The following is an 18,532-nucleotide window of genomic DNA, read 5'->3' as shown; positions in this document are numbered from 1 at the left end:
GCGCATCGCGGAGTTTCTCGCGAAGAAGCCGCATACGCGGCTGCTCGAAACGCTGGTGGCCGATATTGCGGCGCTGTCGTTTCGCGAGTGGCCCGCGCTCGATACGCTCACGATCGAAGTGCACAAGCCGAAGATCCGTCCGGGCACGCGGCGCATTGGCGTGTCGCTCGAATGGACGCGCGCTGATTATCTGCAGTGGGCGGCGGCCAGCGTGGCGGGTGGCCAGGGGAAAAACACGACACACATCCGATGTGCCAATGACGGGGGGCATTCATGAACGGGTTTTCTGCTGACGTGACCGACAGCACGTGCCGCTTCATCCTGAACGTGACCTGCGTGAGTGCGCAGGGCCAGGTGGCGGCCATCGTCGGATTTCTCGACGGATTTCACTGCTATATCGACGAATTCTCGGTTTTCGACGATCCGCAGACTACACGCTTCTTCGTGCGATGCGAGTTTCATGTTCCGCAGCCGAAGCGGATGGACCATGAAACGCTATCGGAAGCCTTTGCGCCACTCGCGCGACAGCACGCTTTCGAGTGGACCATTTTTGACGCACGTGTGAAACCCAAGGTGCTGATGCTCGTCTCGCGGCTCGATCACTGCCTTATAGATCTGCTGCATCGATGGCGCATCAATGAGTTGCCGATCGACATTGTGGGCGTGGTGTCCAATCACCGCGATCTCGAGGCCATGGTCCGATCTCACGGGATCGAGTTTCATCACCTTCCGTTGACGCCTGAAACCAAACCCGCTCAGGAGCAGGCGCTCGTCTCGCTGATCGAGCGCACGAGAACCGAACTGGTCGTTCTCGCCCGCTACATGCAGGTGTTGAGTTCTGACTTGTGTACGCGACTTGCGGGCCGGGCGATCAACATCCACCATTCGTTCCTGCCCGGCTTCAAGGGGGCGCGGCCTTATCAACAGGCATACGCGCGCGGCGTTAAGCTGATCGGTGCCACCGCGCACTTCGTGACTGGGGACCTCGATGAAGGCCCGATCATCGAGCAAGTGGTGGAGCGTGTGGATCACACCTACACGCCGGAACGGCTGCTTGCGGCAGGGCGCGACATGGAGCGCACCGCACTCGCCCGGGCCGTGCAGGGCTTTATCGAGCGGCGCATCTTCATTCATGAAGGGCGTACGGTCGTCCTGCGCTAGCTGCACGTTGCGCGGCATTTTCTGGCACTATCCCAGGCGGTGCAGGCAACCAGTTCGTACTCGGACGTCCGGTCTGCATAATGCTTGAGCGCGCAACTGGAAGACGGAGAACACGATCGGGATGGAGGCGAATACTCACAGGCGGCCTGTCGACCATATCGAGCCGGCGCCGGCACATTGCGAGAATATCGAACCTCTTGCGCCGCTCTGGCTGGCCGTGCGCCTGTCGCTGGGCAGCGCGATAGCCCTCGGCTTCGTGCGCTTTTCCTATGCCTTGCTCCTGCCTTCGATGAAGGCCGACCTGGGGTGGAGCTTCGCGCAGGCCGGCGCGATGAACACGTCCAACGCGGCGGGCTATCTGATTGGCGCAGCCATGTTCCCCTGGCTCGCGCGCCATCGCTCGCCCAGCGCGTTGTTCGTTGCCGGCGCTTATGCGGTGATCGTGCTGACGGTGTTGTCCGGCTTCGTGTCCGGCACGTCGATGCTGCTCGCGCAGCGGTTGGTGGCCGGCATCGGCAGCGCGCTCATCTTTATCAGTGGCGGCGTTCTGGCGGCGCGGCTCGCGACAGCTGCACCGCGATGCGGTGGACTGATCCTGGGCCTCTATTACGGGGGGACAGGGTATGGCATTGTGTTGTCGTCCATTCTCGTGCCGGCTACGGTGCGTGCCGTGCCGCACGGCTGGCAGCCAGCCTGGTTCGCGCTGGGCGCCGCTTGTGCAGTATGCGCGGTGTTCGCGCGAGGTGCGGCTCGCCGCATCGATGCAGCGGGCCCGGCCATCGCGAGTCCGCGAGGCGGCGCGAAAGTGCAGCGAACCGCGTGGTGGCGCTACAGTCCCGCGCTGGGTGGATACGGCCTCTTTGGCATGGGCTACATCGGCTATATGACGTTCATCGTTGCGCTGTTGCGTAGCGAAGGCATGGGCCCGGGCGTCGTTTGCGCGTTCTATATCGCGTTGGGGGTTGCAACGGTTGCCTCGGCGCGCATCTGGTCGCGTTTTCTCGACCGCACACGCGGTGGCCATGCGCTGGCGACGTTCAATACGCTGCTGGGTATCGCGACGCTCATGCCGGCCCTGTTCTCCCATCCCGCCGCGGCGGCTATTTCGGGCGTGATCTTCGGTTCCACCTTCCTCTCTGCCGTCGCCTCGACCACCGCATTCGTACGGCACAATCTTTCGTCGGACGAATGGGCGCGCGGCATCAGCGCCTTCACGATCGTCTTCGCGTTCGGCCAGATCGCGGGGCCTGTTGCGATCGGCTGGGTATCCGACCACGCCAGCCTCACGCGTGGGCTCGTCTATTCCTCTGCAGTTCTATTCTTCGGCGCGCTTCTGGCGGCCTGCCAGCGTCAGCTCGATCGCCGCGCCTGAGCTCGTCCCATCAATTGTGCGAGCGGTGTCGCTGGGCTTTCCCTACTCACGTCCTTCACTGTGCGTGCGCGGCAATGTGGCGTTGACGCGCATTGCCACGCGTGCTGCTGTGCCGTGTACAGTGCACCGGCGATGTCTCCTGGGGTGTTTACCCTCGATGTCGAATCGAGAAAGTCCCTTGTCCGGGAAAGATATTTTCCATTGGCTACAACTTCTACTATTCCCATGAACCCGCGCAATCCGCTGCGTCGGGCGATGCTCGGAGCGACATCGATCGAGCCGGGATAGCGATTACGCCAGTGCAGACCAATAGCACATTTGGAGACTTGAATGGGTACGAGAAAAGCAATGCCAGGCAGCCTCGCAGCTGCCAGTGACTGGAAGGCGGGCGATGAATTGGAAGGGTGCAGTGATCGTGGAGCTGATGCAGGGCTCCTGAAGCGGGCAGCGCTCGCGAGCTTCATCGGCAATTTTGTAGAGTGGTTCGATTACGCCTCGTATGGATATCTCGCGACCATCATCGCGGTGATGTTCTTCCCGAAGAGCGACGCAATGACAGGCCTTCTCGCGGCCTATGGCGTGTTCGCGGTTTCGTTCATCGTGCGGCCGCTGGGGGGCGTGGTCTGGGGGCATTTCGGCGATCGGCACGGGCGCCGGGCTGCGCTGTCGCTCTCGATTCTGATCATGTCGTGCTCGACCTTTCTGATCGCTTTTCTGCCGACCTATGCCCAGGTCGGCATGATCGCCCCCGTGTTGCTATTGCTGGTGCGTGTCGTACAGGGTTTTTCGGCGTCTGGCGAATACGCGGGCGCGTCCGCATTTCTCGCGGAATTCGCGCCACCGGGCAAGCGCGGCGTATACACGAGCATTGTGCCGGCCAGCACGGCTGCGGGTCTGCTGTTCGGCTCGGTATTCGTCGCCGTGATGCACGCGGTGCTTACCACGCAGCAACTGCATGATTTCGGCTGGCGTTTGCCGTTCCTGCTCGCGGCGCCGTTCGGGCTGGTCGGGCGCTACATCCGCCTGAGGCTCGAAGACACCCCGAAGTTCAAGGCGCTCGAAGGCTCTCACGAGGTGGCGAAGGCGCCCGTGACGGAACTGCTGACCCGCCATCGCGGCAGGATGCTCATCGCGTTTGGCGTGACCTGCCTGAACGCGGTGGCTTTCTATCTGGTGCTCAGCTACATGCCGACCTATCTCTCGACGGAAATGGGCATGAGCGAAACAGCATCGTTCATTGCGGCGACCATTTCGCTTGCCGCATACATCGGCTTGATTTTCCTGATGGGCGCACTGTCCGACCGGGTGGGGCGCAAGACCATGTTGATTGGCGCATCGATATTGTTCGCGTTGCTTACCGTGCCGCTCTTCAAGGGACTGGCCGGTGCGGGCTTCGCGACCATCGTGCTGATCCAGATTGCGTTCGGCGCGTTGCTCACGTTGAACGACGGCACCTTGCCGTGTTTTCTCTCGGAGATATTCCCGACACGCGTGCGCTACAGCGGCTTCGCCTTCTGCTTCAATACGGCCAACGCGCTGTTCGGCGGCACTGCGCCGCTCGTCGCCACCTGGTTGATCGCGGCGACTGGCAACAAGCTCGCACCAGCGTGGTACCTCGTGGGGGCAGCGGGCGTCGCGCTCGTCGCCATGTTGGCGAGCAGCGAAACATCGCGGCTTCCGCTGGCCGACGATTGACGGCACACGATCCGCGATGCGCGCTCCACCATAGCGTTCCAGTGAGTTCCTGGACGTTCCGTTTTTCTCACGCCGGTCTTCCCGGACGTCCACGGGTAGCCGCTTCATTCGTGAAGCGCAGCACATTACTGTACCGGCCGGACCGGTCGAGTTCACAATCACCAATGAGTCTCGCGCGCTGAAGCACGAATTCATGATCTTGCCGTGGACCAGTGTCAGCACTGCGCTTCCTTACGATCAGAAAGCCCAGCAGGTGAGGGAAGCCCGACTGGGCGATCTGCAAGGCGTGCAGGACCTCAATCCCCGGGAGACGGTGACAGCAAGGCTCGTGCTAAAGCCAGGTCGCTATATCGCCTTCTGGAACGAGCCAGGGCATCATCGCGACGCAATGCGGTGCAACGCTTGTCGTCAATGCGGTGAAATGATCGCGTCCTGAAGAGCGACCTTACGCTTTTCGTTATTTTGCGCGAGGAAGTACGAATTTTCGTGCTTCAGGTGAAGGGTGTGGGATAAGCAGGTTTTCTTCGCGTGGCATCCTGCGTCCTGCGGGACCGACATATGCGCTGAACGAAGGATGCTCGTGCAGGAGGTGCCTATGAATTGCCGGTCATTTGCCGGCCCATGGAGCCGATACGCACTCCGCGGCATACGTACGTCGGCTGGCGCGAGGTTGGGCGGGGGCAATCGCCTGTTGCGGGGTAAACAACTCGATGCGGACCTTTAAACCATGCGAGCCACCGCGCGCCGACGGGCAGCATTGCCCATCATGTGACCAGCGCCAGAAAAATCAGCGCTCCCGCAGATGCCGGGTCAGCAACTGGATACGCAGGACAGTATGGCCGCTCGCCATCGTGGCATCGTGCGGCGTGCTGTGCCCCGGGTTGTCGGCTCAGGCATCCGACGATGCCACCCGCTTGCGTGTCATCTACCAGAACCTGCAGCCGCGGCTGGACCATAACTCGTTTCATCGGAGGTTGTACCTCGATTCTCAGGAATCGCCATCCACCGTCACGGGTGAAATCTATGCTGTGATGGATTACCCGTTCTCGACTGTCAGCGATGCCTTTAACGATTCGTCGAGAGCCCCGACGAACTGGTGCGATATGCTGATGCTGCATCCCAATATCAAGTACTGTCATGTGACTGGCGGTAGCAAGGGCAACACCCTGACCGTGAACGTCAGCCAGAGGGAAGCCGCCGAAGATCTTGCATCCACTTACCTCCTGCAATTCGACTACGCCCCGGCGGCTACGAGCCCAGGATACTTCCGCGTAAAGCTTCATGCCGACAGCGGGCCATTGAACACCCGGGATTATCAGATCGTCCTGGAAGCGGTGTCGCTCAGTCGCGATCGCACGTTTCTCCACCTGACCTATGCATACAGCTACGGCGCAATCGGGCGTCTTGCCATGAAGGGCTATCTAGCAACGTTTGGTAGCGGCAAGGTCGGCTTCACCAATATCGCGGATTCTTCTGGGGCACAGCCGGAATATGTCGCTGGCGTGCGCGGTCTCGTGGAGCGAAACACCATGCGTTACTACCTGGCCATCGATGCCTGGCTCGATGATCCGCCAAGCCGGCCGGACACGCGGCTGGAGCAACGCCTGAGCAACTGGTTCGGCGCGAGCGAAGAGTATCGACGACAGTTGCACGAAATCGATCGACAGGAGTACATGCAAATGAAACAGGAAGAATACCGGCGTCAGCAGACGGGAGAGTAGGGAGCTGTGCGGGCGAAAGTGATTTTAATAGTATGGTATCTTTATTTTACGGGTCGCTGCGAAATGCAGATATTCCTGCTTCGGCCGCGGCGCGTGCTGTTGGCGCTCGTAGTTTCTTCGCGGCAATCAAAGGGCTTTGGTCGGAGGGTGACGTCCCGGGAGCGCCGTTGCAGCCCGGCTAACCGGGAACTGTTCGCCAATCTTGTACGCCTCGGATGGCGCCACACCGGAATCTATTTATTTAACATACTTATATAGTAATACGAAGCATATGCTGTTGACGAGAAAGGGCCGTCGCACAACAGGAACCGGGCACGGTCGGGCTGTTGCATGTCCCGCCCATCAGTTCAGCTTCCGCTAATTCACTGGAGCACCTTGCCGGTACCGCCGCACACGGGGACAGCGCCGCCTTTCCACGATTTCTGTGCCATGGCATGGATGTAGCTGAAGACCTTGTGCACGCCAGCTTGGGGGAAGGACCGGGGCGGCCACAGGCTGGCAAGACAAACTGCTCGGCACTTGCCAGCACGGGTTTTCGGCCAATTGCTGCAATCAGAAATCCGGATATAACCGATCGGGCGTCACCAACCAGAAATCCCCTCCTGGCGCGGCGCGCAGACGAATCCGGCGACCTTGGAAAACTCGCAACCAGTTGATCCGGCGTGGCCCCGCGGTCGTTGTGTGAACAGTACGCGCGTCAGGCCTCGCAGACAATTGCCGATAGTATCAGCGGTATGACCTGTTGAATTTCTGCATGACCGCCAGCTTTTCGCACCAGTGCTTCGACAGAGTCGGCCGAACCGAATACCACCGCTCCGTAGACCGGACCCGAGGGAGTTTTGCCATTTCCGGGTTTGAAGAATGGATCACCCGGCTGGTATCCAAAGACTGCGCGAACTCGCAATCCGTAAGCAGTCAGATCCGTCGCATGAGTGGGACGAAACGCATTGACCGAGTCTGCCTCGACGTGAATCGGGGTGGGGTCAATCGACTGATCATTGATGAGGTTGGCAATGAACGAGTGTGCACTGGATTTGCAGGCGAACTGTTCGTCGAGCGTGCGCCCGAACGCCGACGTTGCGTAGACTCCGCCACTCACCACAACTGCGGAAATCAGAGGGACGAGAAGGAGCTTTTTCATGGCATGACCGTGGATTGCACTCGAATCGATATCGTTGCCTGGCGACACGCATAAGTTAATACGTGCATTCGCGAAACCATGCGGATGCGGGCGCAGGGGATAATGCACTGCATTTCTGGAAACAATTCGAAGGTGCTGGCTGCCTATGCGCATGGATGGCTACTACAACGCAACCTGCATGATGTCGAGCGCGTCACAAGGCGACGTGCGTTCTAGTGAACGGCGCAGATCGTCAGGCAACTCCGATGTCTCGGCTGCCGTGAATCCGATCTGCTCGAAATAGCGTTCGGCGCCTGTGGAGTGGACGATCAGTGACTCGATCCCGCGCTCGCGCGCATCGGCGACGAGCAGCGAAAGGATGAAGTTGCCGAGCCCAGCGAACCGCGCGCGTCGTGCGACGGCGATGCATCGAAGTAGCCCGACCTTGCCATATTGCTCCAGGGCGGCGCATCCAATGATGCCGCTACTGTCCCTGGACACCAGATAGCGATTGATGTGTTCACGGACGCCTTCGACCGGCAATTGGCAGGTACGCAGCAGGTCCTCGACGTCGGGGACGTCTTTCGTAGTTGCATAGCGGGGACGCATCACACCATCTCGACGAGCAAAACACTGGAGTCGATCCTATATCGCCGCGGTCGTTCGTGCGCCTGGGGATACTTCGTAAGGGGGAGGGCCGCCTTCGAACAAGTTCCTCCACGACATGCACGCGCCGTCGCATCAGGCTGCATTCGTCATTCATCGCGTTCCGCCAGAACCCGGCCACATGCGCCGCTGTAGCCGGCACATCGTCATCGCCCATTGCTGCTGCCATCGAAGTACCAACTCTGGAGCTCCAGCGGACGGCAAGACGAGCAGAACGGCCTGCGCCTGCATTTGCAGGTCCAGATCGAGCTGTTCGCGATCCGCCGGGAGACGATCGGTCCCGAGATCGGGCAAGTCGACGACGCCCAAACCTGGTTGTGCATCAACCGGAGCAGACGAAATACTGGATTCGCGCACCTCCGAGATCGATCGACGTCCTTTGGACGCCGATCCAGATCCTACAGCGACCAGCGAGCCACTCATGTGGCCGTCAGGCATGCGCGGTGCTGCTGGCCGAAAGCCGATCTTTGAGGTCGTGCTGGCCAGCGTTTACTTGCCGTGCTTTCTTCGATGCTACGGATCCCGTCGCAGTACTGACCATGGCCGGCACCTTCTGCACGGACATGGATTTTGAGGCTGGCCGATCGCGCAGTCGGGCATCTGAAAAAGAAGGAGAGGCCCGGACAGGCCTCCCCCGAAACGCGCCTGCGCGGTGCGCAGGGCGTGGAGAAAAAACCTTCAGGAAAGCGGTACGCTAAAGGGCCCGGGACGATGATTCCCGAACTGGACTTTATGTGATCGCGCGGCGCACTGCTGGGATGACCTCGGTAGCGAACAGCTCGATTGATTGCAGGACCTTGTCGAATGGCAGTCCGCCGATATCCATCTGGGCCATGTAGCGCTGGTGCCCGAACAGCTCGTATTCGAAGAGAATCTTGTCGACGATCTCATTGACGCTACCGACGAACAGCGCGCCACGAGGCGAAGCCAGGGATTCGAAGTCTCGACGCGACATTTCAAAATGGGCGCGCGGCAGATTGTTCGCGATGTAGCGGCGGTAGTGGGGAAAGAAGTCGTCGCGCGCCCGGGCGCCATCTCGCTGCACGTGGAAATGGCCGGAAACGGCCACGTGCAGATGCCCGGCCGGATGCCCCGCGGCGAGGCCGGTCTGGCGATACAGGTCGATGAAGGGCACGAACCGCTCCGGCGATCCACTGATGTTGGCGAGGTTCAGCGGCAGACCGGCGCGGCCGGCGCGAATGGCACTCGACGGCGTGCCGCCCGCTGCCAGCCAGATCGGAATACGCCCGCGCACCGGCCGCGGCATGATCGCCGCGTCGGTGAGACCCGCGCGATGGCGTCCCGACCACGTGACGCGCGCCTGCTCGTTGATTGCCATGAGCAACGCAAGCTTCTCTTCGAACAGCGATTCATAGTCCGCAAGCGCATAGCCGAAAAGTGGAAACGATTCGATGTATGCGCCTCGCCCGACGAGCAGCTCCGCACGTCCGCCCGAGATCAGGTCGAGCGTCGAGAACTGCTGATAGAGGCGAACGGGATCCTCGGAGCTCAGGATGCTGACCGCGCTCGTCAACCGCATGCGACGGGTCACGGCGGCAATCGCGCCCAATACGACGGGCGGCGACGAAACGGCGAAGTCCGGGCGGTGGTGTTCGCCGACGCCGAACACGTCGATGCCGGCCTCATCGGCGACTCGCGCGGCCGCAACGATGTCTTCGATGCGTCGTTGCGCTCCGGTGGCGCCGGACGCCCCGGTCGCGAGATCGCCGAACGTGTAAATGCCGAATTCCATGGCATCAGTTCCGGGCAAGCTGCCTCATGCGTCAGGCGTTGCGCAGCGTCGGCCTGAGCGCGAGCGCGCCGTCACCGAGCAGCGCCAGGACCGCTGCAGCGACCGCAAGGAAAACCGGGTACTCCCAGCCGCCGTTCGCGCTGGTGAACATCCACCCATTGCCGAAGTGGACCGTGGAGGCCATGAACAGCTCGATCGCGGCAACCGCGGCAATGGCACGCGCGTACACGCCCGTCAGCAACAGCACGCCGCCAACAATCTCGAAGGCAATGATGGGCCAGGCGAACCAGCCGGCAAAGCCCACAGACTCGAAGAATTTCGCGGTGCCGGCCGGCGTGAAGACGAGCAGCTTGGTCAGGCCGTGCGCGAAGAACATTAGGCCGAGGGCGAGGCGCAGGAGGAGAGCGGCATACGGGGCGGTGCGGGTATCGGTCATGATGGGCTCCTGTTGGGTTAGTCCAGATTGATCTGCTGGTGAATCCAGCGCGTGAAGTCACTCGCGATGTCGGCGCTGAGCGTATGACCGACCGGGTACAGGTGCGTGTCATGCACGACGCCGAGGCGGGTGAGCCAGTTATCGGCATGCCGGGCAAAGCTCACGGGCAGTTTGTCGTCGTGCTGGCCATGCGCGATGAACGCCGAGACCTGCGCGAGCCTGTCCGGGGGCGCGAGATGCGGCTCGATCTCGGGCAGAATGCGCCCGCTCAGGATCGCGAAGCGCGGCACGTCTTCGGGCGCGGACAACGCGACGCTCGCGCTGAGGATGCCGCCCTGGCTGAAGCCGGCCATCATGGCAGGCCGCGCCACGGGGGCGTCGGCGCGCGCCAGCGAGCGCACCAGTTCGCGCAGACGCGTGCGGCTCTCGTCCGCCTGCCCGGCGTTGATTACGGGGCCTTGCGCGGTGAAGCGGACATGGAACCAGGCATGCTGTCCCGGGCCGAGCGTGAGCGGTCCGCGCACGAAGACGAGTTCGAGGCGAGGGTCGAGCGCCTGGGCGAGCGGCATCAGGTTCGTTTCGTTCCCGCCTACGCCGTGAAGCAGGAAAAGCCGTGCGGCCGCCTGGCCCGCCGCCGGGCGCAGGCGGAACGAGAGACCGGAGGGGATGTCGTTGTGCAGGATGTCCATGAGTCGAAGGGCTTCGATGGCGTTACTTCACGCTCCAGACTTGCGCCTTTTTTCTGCGTGAGATGCGATGGGCAAATTCTATTGATCGCAGCAATGGAGATAAACTTGGGAACCATGGATTTATAATCCCGATAAACGAGACAATAGATGGACCGAAGTCAGGAAATGGCGGTATTCGTCGCGGTCGTCGACGCGGGCAGCTTCGTCGGCGCCATCGATACGTTGCGGATGTCGAAGGCGGCCGTATCGCGCTATGTCGAATCGCTTGAGCAGCGCATCGGTGTGCGACTCCTGCACCGGACGACGCGCCGCCTGTCATTGACGGAGGAGGGGCGCCTGTTCTACCAGCGGGCGCGCGAAATCCTCGAGGCGATGGATAACGCGGAAGCCGAGGTGAGCTCGCGCACCCAGGTGCCGGGCGGGCTGGTGCGGGTCAATGTCCCGCTCAGCTTCGGCGTGTCGCATCTTGCCCCGCTATGGGGCGACTTCATGGCCGCCTGGCCGCAGATCGACCTCGATATCACGCTGAACGACCGCGTCGTCGATCTCGTCGACGAAGGCTACGATCTGGCCGTGAGGATCAGTACGCTGCCGGATTCGTCGATGGTGTGTCGCAAGCTGGCCTCGACCGCGATGGTTGTGTGCGCCTCGCCCGGCTATCTCGCGCGCCACGAAGCGCCGCGCCATCCGCGCGATCTGGCCGCGCACCGTGTGCTTGCCTACTCGCACTTGTCCGGCCGCGACGAGTGGCACTTTCACGGGCCGGACGGCACGGTGATGGTGCGCACCGAAGCACGTGTGTATTCGAACAACGGCGATACGTGCCGCGCCATTGCGCTGCGCGATGGTGGCGTCATCCTGCAGCCGGACTTCATGATCGGCGAGGACGTGAAGGCCGGACGGCTGATCCGGTTGATGCCGGAATATCGTTCAATCGAACTCGGAATCTATGCAGTTTATCCAAGCCGGAAGCAGTTGCCGCTAAAAGTGCGTTGCCTGATCGACTTCCTCTCGGACGCGTTTCGTGTACCGCCGTGGGACTTCCGCCCAGAAGCGTGAGGCGTATCTGACATGATTCAAGTTTTGCGTGGCTCCCCAAAACGGGAGGTCAGGGGGATATGGGCGTTAGCTCGGCGCCCGCGACCTATTTGGTCAAGTCCGGATGGCTGCAGCGGCTGTTCAAGGGCGCCTACCTGCTCAAGGGTGACAGCCCAAGCCATGACGGCATCATCGCGTACCTCAGTCGAAGGGTGCCGGGTCTTCACGTCGGGGGCAAGACGGCACTCGACTGGCAGGGCGTGCGTCACAACATTGCCTTCCGCGCGAAAGTCGTCCTCTGGGCGCAGAAGCCCTACGAGATCCCATCGTGGGTTGAGCCGTATAGCATGCCTGCAGCGTTGACGACCGCGCCCGTTAGCGCCATTCGGCAGCTATGCATCGTGAGCCTGCTTCCCGAAGTCCTGCCGCTATTCAAGGGTGCCGCGCGGTACTCACATCATGAAACTGATGCGTTCAACCGCCGCGTCGGGGCGGGAGTGGATCGGCATGGATGAATGCAGCCAGCAACAGGACGAATTCATTACTTCGCTTGTCGCTTCGAAAAAGCGTCCCAACGATGGTGAGCTGCGTCCCGGACGCGATTGAACTGGCAAAGGCAAATGCCCATCTCATGCGCGCGACGACGCATCTCCTTGAACAGGCAGAGCGTCTATGGAGAGCGAAGATCGGAATATGCCGCCGCTCGCAATGTACTGTTTCCACACGGAACGCTGTGGTGATCTGGCGCAGGCCCACGCAATGAAAGCGTTTGATTAGTCTTGCTTTTTGAGACCTGCAGGTTGCCATCTGCCGCACGCAACGACAGATTTATCCCGATATGCGGGACGACCCGGATTGATGGGCCAGGGAAGCTGCGCCTACCATCAAGTCCCTCGCGCTATCTCGCAGCGCGTGCACCGCCGGCAGCGCATCGTCAAAAGCGCGCGCTTCAGCCGACACAATCCATACAGCACTACTCGAGCTATCAGGAGGCAAGCATGCTTAGCGCCCACGAATTTGCGACATTGATGCTGGTAAGGGACTCGGCCGACCATATTGCGGACCGGGAAGAACTCGATACATTGCTTGAACGTCAGCTGGTCGCCCTGGAAAGGCTTGACGGCGGCACAGTGCGGCCTCGCGTTACGCAGGACGGCGATTCACTCCTTCATGCCCTCGCGCGCCTGCATTGACACGCTGAGAACCAGGGCGTGTGCGTGGACAGTGTGATGCCCGACGCGTTGCCAACAACACCTTCAACCTCTGTCAGGTGGCCCAACCTGCCTGTTTTCCGTGCGCTAAGCCGGTTCGATCTGGGGGCGGTGCGCAGTCTGCAACAGCCGTAGCAAGATAGACCGACTTCACCAAAGCGCACTTCAACGTCGCACGAATTCGCGAAGCGCCAGGTCATTTTGCGCACACGATTCGGTAGTTCAACGGGCTTCACGTGCGCGCACGGGCCTGCGAGTGGGTCGTCGGTAGTTCTCACTCGAATGGTTCGTGTGCTCGCGTCTGAACAAGATCAGCGAGCACGCGTGCCAGTTTGTCTGGGCGGGGAAAAACCGGCTGAATGCTGTGAAACTGATCGGCGTGGACCAGTCCGACTTTATTGAAAAGCCCCCGCGAATTTATAGCGCGCCAAGGATGTCAGAGTCTTACGTTTTCAGGCGCATCACGTTTTCCAGGACCCCAAAATCCGCCTCCGTGTCCGGCGCCTTAAGCGGCGCAAAAGCTCGCTCGGAGTGCTATCGCACCCCCAACCCAGCGTGCACCGAACCAATGAATCGTCTTTGCTGCAGCTTGATGCTGGAATCCAGCGGCAACGAGTTGGCACGCAAAGGGAGTCTTCAATGAAGCGACTCACGTCGTGCTGGTTTGTGCCGCCCACAACCTGTATGTGATCTTCCAAAAACCGCAGCTCATCTGAGCCCTTACTCTGGATGCCGTCTACGGCGGCGGTACAACTGCAGACAGTCCCAACTGATAATTTCGCATAGCATATTAAAAATAGATGGTTAAGGTTTATGTTGGATTGATTTGGAATTCTGATTGTATTTCAAGTCAATCGTATCGCCCTTGCATGACGCGCGGGATCGATTGACGCCTCAGGCGCTTGTCGACCATTGCCCCGGGTGAATCGATTCGCTCGGTGTCGCCGATATGCATCTACGCAACGCAAAGGTGCCGATCCGCAGCTTCGGATCTTGAAGGTCGAGCAACGCGCCGGTGGGCTGGCCCGCACGTGCTTCGACGGCGCGGATAGCCTCAAGGCGACGTTGATGATCGTCGTGCGTGCCGTGGCTGAAGTTCAGCCGGAACACGTCGGCGCCCGCCCTGTACAGCGATTCGATGATTTCTTCACTCGTGCTCGCGGGACCCAGCGTAGCGACGATCTTGGCATTTCGAGTGCGGGGCTAGCGTTCGCTCTTGTCTTTCCCCGATGCCGCCTCAAGAACGGCTCTTGCCAGATGAGAACCTCAGGATTTGGGCGTCAATGCTTTATCAACTTCGCTGGTAGTCGCGAGCACGAATTCGTATGCAGCCGTAGGTTCGACGACGATTCGTGTTTCTGGCGGTACGCCATCAAAGTCCTCCGCTGGGCCGATGCAAATCAGAGGCTTTGCAAAGCGCTCTGCCAGCCAGATTTCTTCGGGGGTTCCCTGGCTCCCAGAGAGTGCTACGACCACGTCGCTAGTTAGCATATTCACGTAGTTGCGGTTCAATGTGTCGTCTGGCGCGTCAGCCCGTTTTTGCGGAAGTGGAGTGAGGACCGGTAGGTCGATATACGGGTTGGGGTAGCCAACGATCGCTGCAAAACCGCGGATTGGGTGCGGTTCACTGGGGACGATTTCAACGGACCGTTCCCTACGTCCCTCCGTCGTCGAAAACGCCCGTGCGGGCGAGAGCTTAACTCCAAGGCCGGCGGCAGTCAGTAAATCGAACCCGTGTTCGGCGATCCATTTTCCAGTGGCGTCGACAGAGCCTCCCATTCGACCTTGCCACAACCCATGACTCCGACCATGGTCACCGAATCGTCTCCTTTTCCACTAATTAGCTTGACGAGGCACGGGTGCCGACGAACCAGCGAAGATATTCGAAAGGTCGTTTGTCGCCGGGTTAGGTCAATCATGTGCACCGTCGCAGTTCCCCTTCTCGACCCTCAGGAATATCCCTCAGCACGCGCAAATGTTCGTCGGCGTGCTCGTTCGGGGGCGACTGCATCGCCGCGGCCAACTGGTCAATTCGTGCCTGTCCATGCGAGCTGAGGTGCAGCGCGCGCTGCTGCAGCTGCGCGTACTGTTCGCGCAATCCGGTTTCGTCGAGCATGAAGGTACCCGCTGGTTCAATATTCATGGTCTGCATTTTGAGCTAACTCGCGCGGGGTCGCTACTCGCCAACGTGATTCCAGTCAGGATGATTGCCTGCATGGTCACTGCGCTTTCAGTGTTGTTCCGATTTTCCGTGACCCTCTACTGCGGGTAGAGCGAACAGGCGCTCATCCCATACGGCAGGCTGCGCTTCGGATACGACAATGCGCGCAGCATCCGGATGGGCGGGATTCACCAGGGCGTTGGACTCGGCACGCGCGACTACCGAAGGCACGATCAGGATCGCGGAGCGGCATTCCTCCAGCCAGCGGTTACCAAAATCACGCGCGATTTCTGTGGATGGCCCGTCCCATCGCACAGGCAGTGTGCCGTCGGTGTGCCTTTCGACCGGAAGATCATCGGGAACCTGCGCCTCGACCCAGACGTGTGTCTTTGGCACTTTACCGATCCGTGCGTGCACCAACACCTCCAGCATGGCACCGGCGAACGTGAGCGCGCCATGGATCACGGGACGGCCGGGGCTATTGAACCGGCCGCCAACGGGCATGGCTCCGGTGCCACTCCATAGCGGATGCCGCCTGTCGGCAATGCGAAAAATCCTCATCAGGCTGGCAGCCCGTAAAAGAGTTTCCAGAGCAGTTCTTCCACGCGCCGCGCACCTAGCTCTGTCAGGGTAACCTCGAACGGTGTGCGGCCTTCCAGCAGGGGATGGGGCGTGGCAAGGAATGTACGTGCGTCGGCAGGATCGTCCCAGACGTAGGCTGCACTCGCGTAGACTCGCGCGAGCCGCTCCGTCTTTTCAGATTCGTCAGGTATAAGCCTGTCGCGACGGCGCTTGTAGGTTGCCTCAGGAACGATGCGTGCCTGGAGCGCGCGCCTTGCCTCCGCGGTCAGGGCGATGTGCTCGACGCCGTTTCGCAGGGCGGATTTGGGTAGGCCTTCGGCGACCTGCGCCTCGAGTTCGGCGATCGAACGGGGTGCCGGGCTGAGGCCCATGACTGCGGCGATCTTCTCGGGGGAAACGAGTTGCATGGTGCGCTCCGGTCGCGAACCAAATGAGCCTTAGTTATAGCTCATTTGATCTATCGCGGCGAAGGGGATCATCCGGCCTCCATTACTGCGGCTCAAGCCCAGCTTGCGGCAATGGCAGCTGCGGCTTCTCACCAGAAATCTTGACGACTCGCACGCGCGACCGGATCAAAGTCATCGAGGCCCGAAGGCGGCTCATCGAACGCAGCTTCAGCGATCGCCTTTTCGGCGGAAGCACTGCGCTTCCGACAGATGAATACCCCCGGGTGGTTGCCAGGCATTGGTCCGCCACTGGGCTCGGGCCTGGCTGCTGCGGCAAATGAAACCCGGGAGTTTTGACGCCCCGCCTTGAGGACACAGCGGACAGGTATGGCTTGCCTGATCCGGTGCATCGTTCGACGGCAGCAGCAAGGGCCGCATCGCCGACGGCCGCCGCAGCCATTCGAGCGTTTGCCGGGTCTTTTCTTCCTATAGACCTGCCCGAGGCTCGCTGCTTATGTTGCCTCGCAGGCGCGTGCGTTTGCGACCCACGACGGCCGGCGGGGGAGACCTGCGCGCTTGCCGCCTCGATTAGGTACGGGCGCTGCGCAACTTCGGGTGTTTGAGGGAGGGTACACGATGAAACCTATGATGAATGTAACGCGCACGATTCTGATGACACTCGTGGCGGGCACAGCAATCGTCACGACCGGCGCGGCCTTCGCGCAAGTTTACGTCGCGCCGCAACCACCGCCGAGGTACGAAGAGCCGGCTCCCGCCCCAGCGCCTGGGGTGGTGATCACGCTCGGCTGGCACGGCGACCGCTATTGGGACGGCCACCGCTATTGGGAGCACGACGAATGGATGCACCGTCATCCACATGATCATGACCCGTACCGCGACCGTGAGCACGAGGATCGCGACTAGTGACAACTCGCCTGCGGCGATGTGGGGCGCGCCTGTCTGCCTTGCGCGACAAGTGCGTCTCTCTCTAAGCTTTCCCTTACCTGATAATCCTCCGCTGCCGTCGAACTCGCCAAAAGCGATGAAAATCCTGCCATTCAACTACTCAGCCGGGCTGTCACCGGCTAAGTACAAGTGTCTGCGGCAGGCGATGGAAACTTCGGGTGGGCGAGAGGGCTCGCGTGAGTAACTTGAACCGGCTGCGGAATTGGATATTAGAACACGGACGTAGCCCCTGATTTTTGGTCAGCCCTCAGTTCCCCGTGTGACGGGTTGGGGAATGAATAGTCGATCAGGAATCCAAATTTCACTCTGAGCGGCGGCAGTCGCCGGGCATCAAGGAGTAACCAGAAGCCGATCCTGAAGACAGACCAACCTTCAGTGATCCACGGCAGTATATTCAGATGAAACAGAGGGAATACTTTGAAGAGGGCAGGATTTGAAATGGCTCCATAGCCATCGACTGTGCATAGTCCCTCCCGTTGTCCAACAGGAGCACGCTGGCCCTGCGATAAAAGGGAATCGAACGGAGGGCTGGCATATGCGATGCTCCTTTCACTGAGTGACTTGTTCGATGGAGACGGCGATGACGAAGGTAGCGGAAGTGATGACGCACGATGCGATTTCGATTCGCGCAAACGACACGATCCGCCAGGCGGCAATGATGATGGCGGAACATGAGGTCGGTTCTCTCCCCGTATGCGACGGGGAGGAACTGGTGGGCACGGTAACGGACCGAGACATCGCGGTGCGAGCAGTGGCGTCCGGGGTCGATCCGGCCGCGCCGGTGACCGAAATCGCAACCCAGCACGTGCAATGGTGTTATGAAGATGACGACATCAACGACGTGAAGCGGAAAATGGCGGGCAGGCGGATCCGACGCGTTCCGGTGCTCGATCACAAAAAGCATTTGGTCGGCATCGTATCGCTCGGCGACATTGCCACCTCCGATGGCGCCGGTGCCGCTTCGACGCTGAGGGCAGTTTCCAGGCCGACGAAGCCGGACCGCTAGCCATTCACTGCACGGAGGACGACGACCGCGACACCGGTTCTGCGTAGCATGCCGGATCGTCTGCGGCCGCCATTTCTCGTCGACATCATTGGCGCGCAACAGAACTGAGGAAGCTGTACAGAGCCGGTATGCATAGAAACAAATGATAGTTGTATGCTCAATTTTCTTCAAAGCCGCTCCCCGATGACGGGGGAAGGGCGGCGGCGGACGCGCCCACACAGTGGGTGAAAGTTCGCGCTTTTTTTGGGTGCCGTCGGCACGCGAACCTGTAGTTCCGGATGTTTGCATCTCGACTGCATGATTTTTGCGCCGGTCATCGACATCGGGCTCATCTCGGGCTCATCCCGGTCGCACGCCTTAAGCCATCGCCGGCCAAGCGCCCTTGTCGCCGTGGGCTCGTACGCCACGTCTGCGCGGCCGTCCGGCGGCCCGGGTCCGAACCTGGCGTCACAAACGGCATTTCGAGCCCGGGCAGGGACAGGCGTCGTGCAACTTCAGCGGCATGATCCTCATGCTTGACGGCGGCGGATCACGCGGCGCAATCATGCGGCGATTGTGGCGCGATTCAC

Annotated in this window: 20 protein-coding genes and 2 pseudogenes; 10 read left to right on the top strand and 12 right to left on the bottom strand. The window is 60.8% G+C overall.

Features of this window, described 5'->3' with window-relative positions; all coding sequences use genetic code 11:
• The 5 genes from NH14_RS28755 to NH14_RS28735 form a co-directional block, all read left to right on the top strand.
• A partial coding sequence (locus NH14_RS28755) for a dihydroneopterin aldolase (RefSeq protein ID WP_407947196.1) occupies window positions 1-277 on the top strand: 277 nt, incomplete at its 5' end.
• Window positions 274-1,161 (top strand): formyltetrahydrofolate deformylase, encoded by an 888-nt coding sequence (purU, locus tag NH14_RS28750; protein ID WP_052148482.1) that lies wholly within the window; start codon window positions 274-276, stop codon window positions 1,159-1,161. The genes NH14_RS28755 and purU, both read left to right, overlap by 4 nt.
• 121 nt (window positions 1,162-1,282) lie before the next feature.
• Complete coding sequence (locus tag NH14_RS28745) at window positions 1,283-2,533, top strand: YbfB/YjiJ family MFS transporter (RefSeq protein ID WP_035533311.1); 1,251 nt, start codon at window positions 1,283-1,285, stop codon at window positions 2,531-2,533.
• A 330-nt stretch (window positions 2,534-2,863) separates the two neighbouring features.
• Entirely contained in the window at window positions 2,864-4,228 is a 1,365-nt protein-coding gene (locus NH14_RS28740; RefSeq protein ID WP_035533313.1) for an MFS transporter, read from the top strand.
• 821 nt (window positions 4,229-5,049) lie between these two features.
• Window positions 5,050-5,949: a hypothetical protein gene (locus NH14_RS28735; protein WP_035533428.1), complete on the top strand. Its 900-nt coding sequence runs from the start codon at window positions 5,050-5,052 to the stop codon at window positions 5,947-5,949.
• Window positions 5,950-6,646: 697 nt separating this feature from the next.
• On the opposite strand, the gene NH14_RS28730 is transcribed toward NH14_RS28735, so the two are convergent.
• The 6 genes from NH14_RS28730 to NH14_RS28705 form a co-directional block, all read right to left on the bottom strand.
• On the bottom strand, window positions 6,647-7,243 hold the full coding sequence (locus NH14_RS28730; RefSeq protein WP_237179797.1) for a hypothetical protein: 597 nt from the start codon (window positions 7,241-7,243) through the stop codon (window positions 6,647-6,649).
• Between the two features lie 9 nt (window positions 7,244-7,252).
• A complete protein-coding gene (locus NH14_RS28725) occupies window positions 7,253-7,678 on the bottom strand; it encodes a GNAT family N-acetyltransferase (protein WP_035533317.1) in 426 nt (141 codons plus the stop codon).
• Window positions 7,679-7,828: 150 nt separating this feature from the next.
• A complete protein-coding gene (locus tag NH14_RS28720; protein ID WP_152617297.1) occupies window positions 7,829-8,173 on the bottom strand; it encodes a hypothetical protein in 345 nt (114 codons plus the stop codon).
• Window positions 8,174-8,465: 292 nt separating this feature from the next.
• Complete coding sequence (locus tag NH14_RS28715) at window positions 8,466-9,488, bottom strand: LLM class flavin-dependent oxidoreductase (RefSeq protein WP_035533321.1); 1,023 nt, start codon at window positions 9,486-9,488, stop codon at window positions 8,466-8,468.
• Window positions 9,489-9,519: 31 nt separating this feature from the next.
• On the bottom strand, window positions 9,520-9,924 hold the full coding sequence (locus NH14_RS28710; RefSeq protein WP_035533325.1) for a DoxX family protein: 405 nt from the start codon (window positions 9,922-9,924) through the stop codon (window positions 9,520-9,522).
• 17 nt (window positions 9,925-9,941) lie between these two features.
• Complete coding sequence (locus NH14_RS28705; RefSeq protein ID WP_035533327.1) at window positions 9,942-10,613, bottom strand: alpha/beta hydrolase; 672 nt, start codon at window positions 10,611-10,613, stop codon at window positions 9,942-9,944.
• A gap of 147 nt (window positions 10,614-10,760) precedes the next feature.
• Between NH14_RS28705 and NH14_RS28700 the strand changes: the two genes are divergently transcribed.
• From NH14_RS28700 to NH14_RS28690, 3 genes and pseudogenes are all read left to right on the top strand, one after another.
• On the top strand, window positions 10,761-11,672 hold the full coding sequence (locus tag NH14_RS28700; protein WP_035533329.1) for a LysR family transcriptional regulator: 912 nt from the start codon (window positions 10,761-10,763) through the stop codon (window positions 11,670-11,672).
• Window positions 11,673-11,731: 59 nt separating this feature from the next.
• A pseudogene (locus tag NH14_RS33745) lies at window positions 11,732-12,022 on the top strand (AbiEi antitoxin N-terminal domain-containing protein); the annotation flags it as partial.
• A gap of 627 nt (window positions 12,023-12,649) precedes the next feature.
• Window positions 12,650-12,844, top strand: a complete 195-nt coding sequence (locus tag NH14_RS28690) for a hypothetical protein (protein ID WP_035533330.1) — start codon at window positions 12,650-12,652, stop codon at window positions 12,842-12,844.
• A gap of 981 nt (window positions 12,845-13,825) precedes the next feature.
• Here the strand turns inward: NH14_RS28690 and NH14_RS28685 are convergent.
• The 6 genes and pseudogenes from NH14_RS28685 to NH14_RS34225 all read right to left on the bottom strand — a co-directional run.
• Window positions 13,826-14,044, bottom strand: a pseudogene (locus tag NH14_RS28685) (pyruvate kinase); the annotation flags it as partial.
• Between the two features lie 84 nt (window positions 14,045-14,128).
• A complete protein-coding gene (locus NH14_RS28680) occupies window positions 14,129-14,641 on the bottom strand; it encodes an SLOG cluster 4 domain-containing protein (RefSeq protein ID WP_237179796.1) in 513 nt (170 codons plus the stop codon).
• Window positions 14,642-14,777: 136 nt separating this feature from the next.
• A complete protein-coding gene (locus NH14_RS28675) occupies window positions 14,778-15,014 on the bottom strand; it encodes a hypothetical protein (RefSeq protein ID WP_035533334.1) in 237 nt (78 codons plus the stop codon).
• Between the two features lie 78 nt (window positions 15,015-15,092).
• The gene (locus tag NH14_RS28670; RefSeq protein WP_035533336.1) at window positions 15,093-15,584 is read right to left on the bottom strand and encodes an RES family NAD+ phosphorylase; all 492 of its coding nucleotides are present in this window, start codon (window positions 15,582-15,584) and stop codon (window positions 15,093-15,095) included.
• Entirely contained in the window at window positions 15,584-16,012 is a 429-nt protein-coding gene (locus tag NH14_RS28665) for an Xre family toxin-antitoxin system antitoxin (protein ID WP_035533338.1), read from the bottom strand. The genes NH14_RS28670 and NH14_RS28665 overlap by 1 nt, the downstream gene beginning before the upstream one ends.
• A gap of 82 nt (window positions 16,013-16,094) precedes the next feature.
• Window positions 16,095-16,451, bottom strand: a complete 357-nt coding sequence (locus tag NH14_RS34225; protein WP_477640562.1) for a CppA family protein — start codon at window positions 16,449-16,451, stop codon at window positions 16,095-16,097.
• Between the two features lie 176 nt (window positions 16,452-16,627).
• Between NH14_RS34225 and NH14_RS28660 the strand changes: the two genes are divergently transcribed.
• Together NH14_RS28660 and NH14_RS28655 are read left to right on the top strand one after the other, a co-directional pair.
• Window positions 16,628-16,915 carry a sulfite exporter TauE/SafE family protein gene (locus NH14_RS28660; protein WP_035533340.1) on the top strand — a complete coding sequence of 96 codons (288 nt, stop codon included), beginning with the start codon at window positions 16,628-16,630 and terminating at the stop codon, window positions 16,913-16,915.
• Window positions 16,916-17,537: 622 nt separating this feature from the next.
• Window positions 17,538-17,963: a CBS domain-containing protein gene (locus NH14_RS28655; RefSeq protein ID WP_035533342.1), complete on the top strand. Its 426-nt coding sequence runs from the start codon at window positions 17,538-17,540 to the stop codon at window positions 17,961-17,963.
• Window positions 17,964-18,532: the final 569 nt, after the last annotated feature.

The organism is Paraburkholderia sacchari (assembly GCF_000785435.2).
GTDB lineage: Bacteria > Pseudomonadota > Gammaproteobacteria > Burkholderiales > Burkholderiaceae > Paraburkholderia > Paraburkholderia sacchari.
This window is presented reverse-complemented; position numbering and strand designations above follow the sequence as displayed.

Bases quoted from the DNA above. Each gene is read 5' to 3' on its own strand.
- NH14_RS28715 (WP_035533321.1), bottom strand. From the start codon at position 9,488: ATGGAATTCGGCATTTACACGTTCGGCGATCTCGCGACCGGGGCGTCC.
- NH14_RS28690 (WP_035533330.1), top strand. From the start codon at position 12,650: ATGCTTAGCGCCCACGAATTTGCGACATTGATGCTGGTAAGGGACTCG.
- NH14_RS28675 (WP_035533334.1), bottom strand. From the start codon at position 15,014: ATGCAGACCATGAATATTGAACCAGCGGGTACCTTCATGCTCGACGAA.
- purU (WP_052148482.1), top strand. From the start codon at position 274: ATGAACGGGTTTTCTGCTGACGTGACCGACAGCACGTGCCGCTTCATC.
- NH14_RS28745 (WP_035533311.1), top strand. From the start codon at position 1,283: ATGGAGGCGAATACTCACAGGCGGCCTGTCGACCATATCGAGCCGGCG.
- NH14_RS28660 (WP_035533340.1), top strand. From the start codon at position 16,628: ATGAAACCTATGATGAATGTAACGCGCACGATTCTGATGACACTCGTG.
- NH14_RS28730 (WP_237179797.1), bottom strand. From the start codon at position 7,243: ATGCGCATAGGCAGCCAGCACCTTCGAATTGTTTCCAGAAATGCAGTG.
- NH14_RS34225 (WP_477640562.1), bottom strand. From the start codon at position 16,451: ATGGCTGCGGCGGCCGTCGGCGATGCGGCCCTTGCTGCTGCCGTCGAA.
- NH14_RS28670 (WP_035533336.1), bottom strand. From the start codon at position 15,584: ATGAGGATTTTTCGCATTGCCGACAGGCGGCATCCGCTATGGAGTGGC.
- NH14_RS28705 (WP_035533327.1), bottom strand. From the start codon at position 10,613: ATGGACATCCTGCACAACGACATCCCCTCCGGTCTCTCGTTCCGCCTG.
- NH14_RS28725 (WP_035533317.1), bottom strand. From the start codon at position 7,678: ATGCGTCCCCGCTATGCAACTACGAAAGACGTCCCCGACGTCGAGGAC.
- NH14_RS28665 (WP_035533338.1), bottom strand. From the start codon at position 16,012: ATGCAACTCGTTTCCCCCGAGAAGATCGCCGCAGTCATGGGCCTCAGC.
- NH14_RS28655 (WP_035533342.1), top strand. From the start codon at position 17,538: ATGACGAAGGTAGCGGAAGTGATGACGCACGATGCGATTTCGATTCGC.
- NH14_RS28740 (WP_035533313.1), top strand. From the start codon at position 2,864: ATGGGTACGAGAAAAGCAATGCCAGGCAGCCTCGCAGCTGCCAGTGAC.
- NH14_RS28680 (WP_237179796.1), bottom strand. From the start codon at position 14,641: ATGGGAGGCTCTGTCGACGCCACTGGAAAATGGATCGCCGAACACGGG.
- NH14_RS28720 (WP_152617297.1), bottom strand. From the start codon at position 8,173: ATGCCTGACGGCCACATGAGTGGCTCGCTGGTCGCTGTAGGATCTGGA.
- NH14_RS28700 (WP_035533329.1), top strand. From the start codon at position 10,761: ATGGACCGAAGTCAGGAAATGGCGGTATTCGTCGCGGTCGTCGACGCG.
- NH14_RS28710 (WP_035533325.1), bottom strand. From the start codon at position 9,924: ATGACCGATACCCGCACCGCCCCGTATGCCGCTCTCCTCCTGCGCCTC.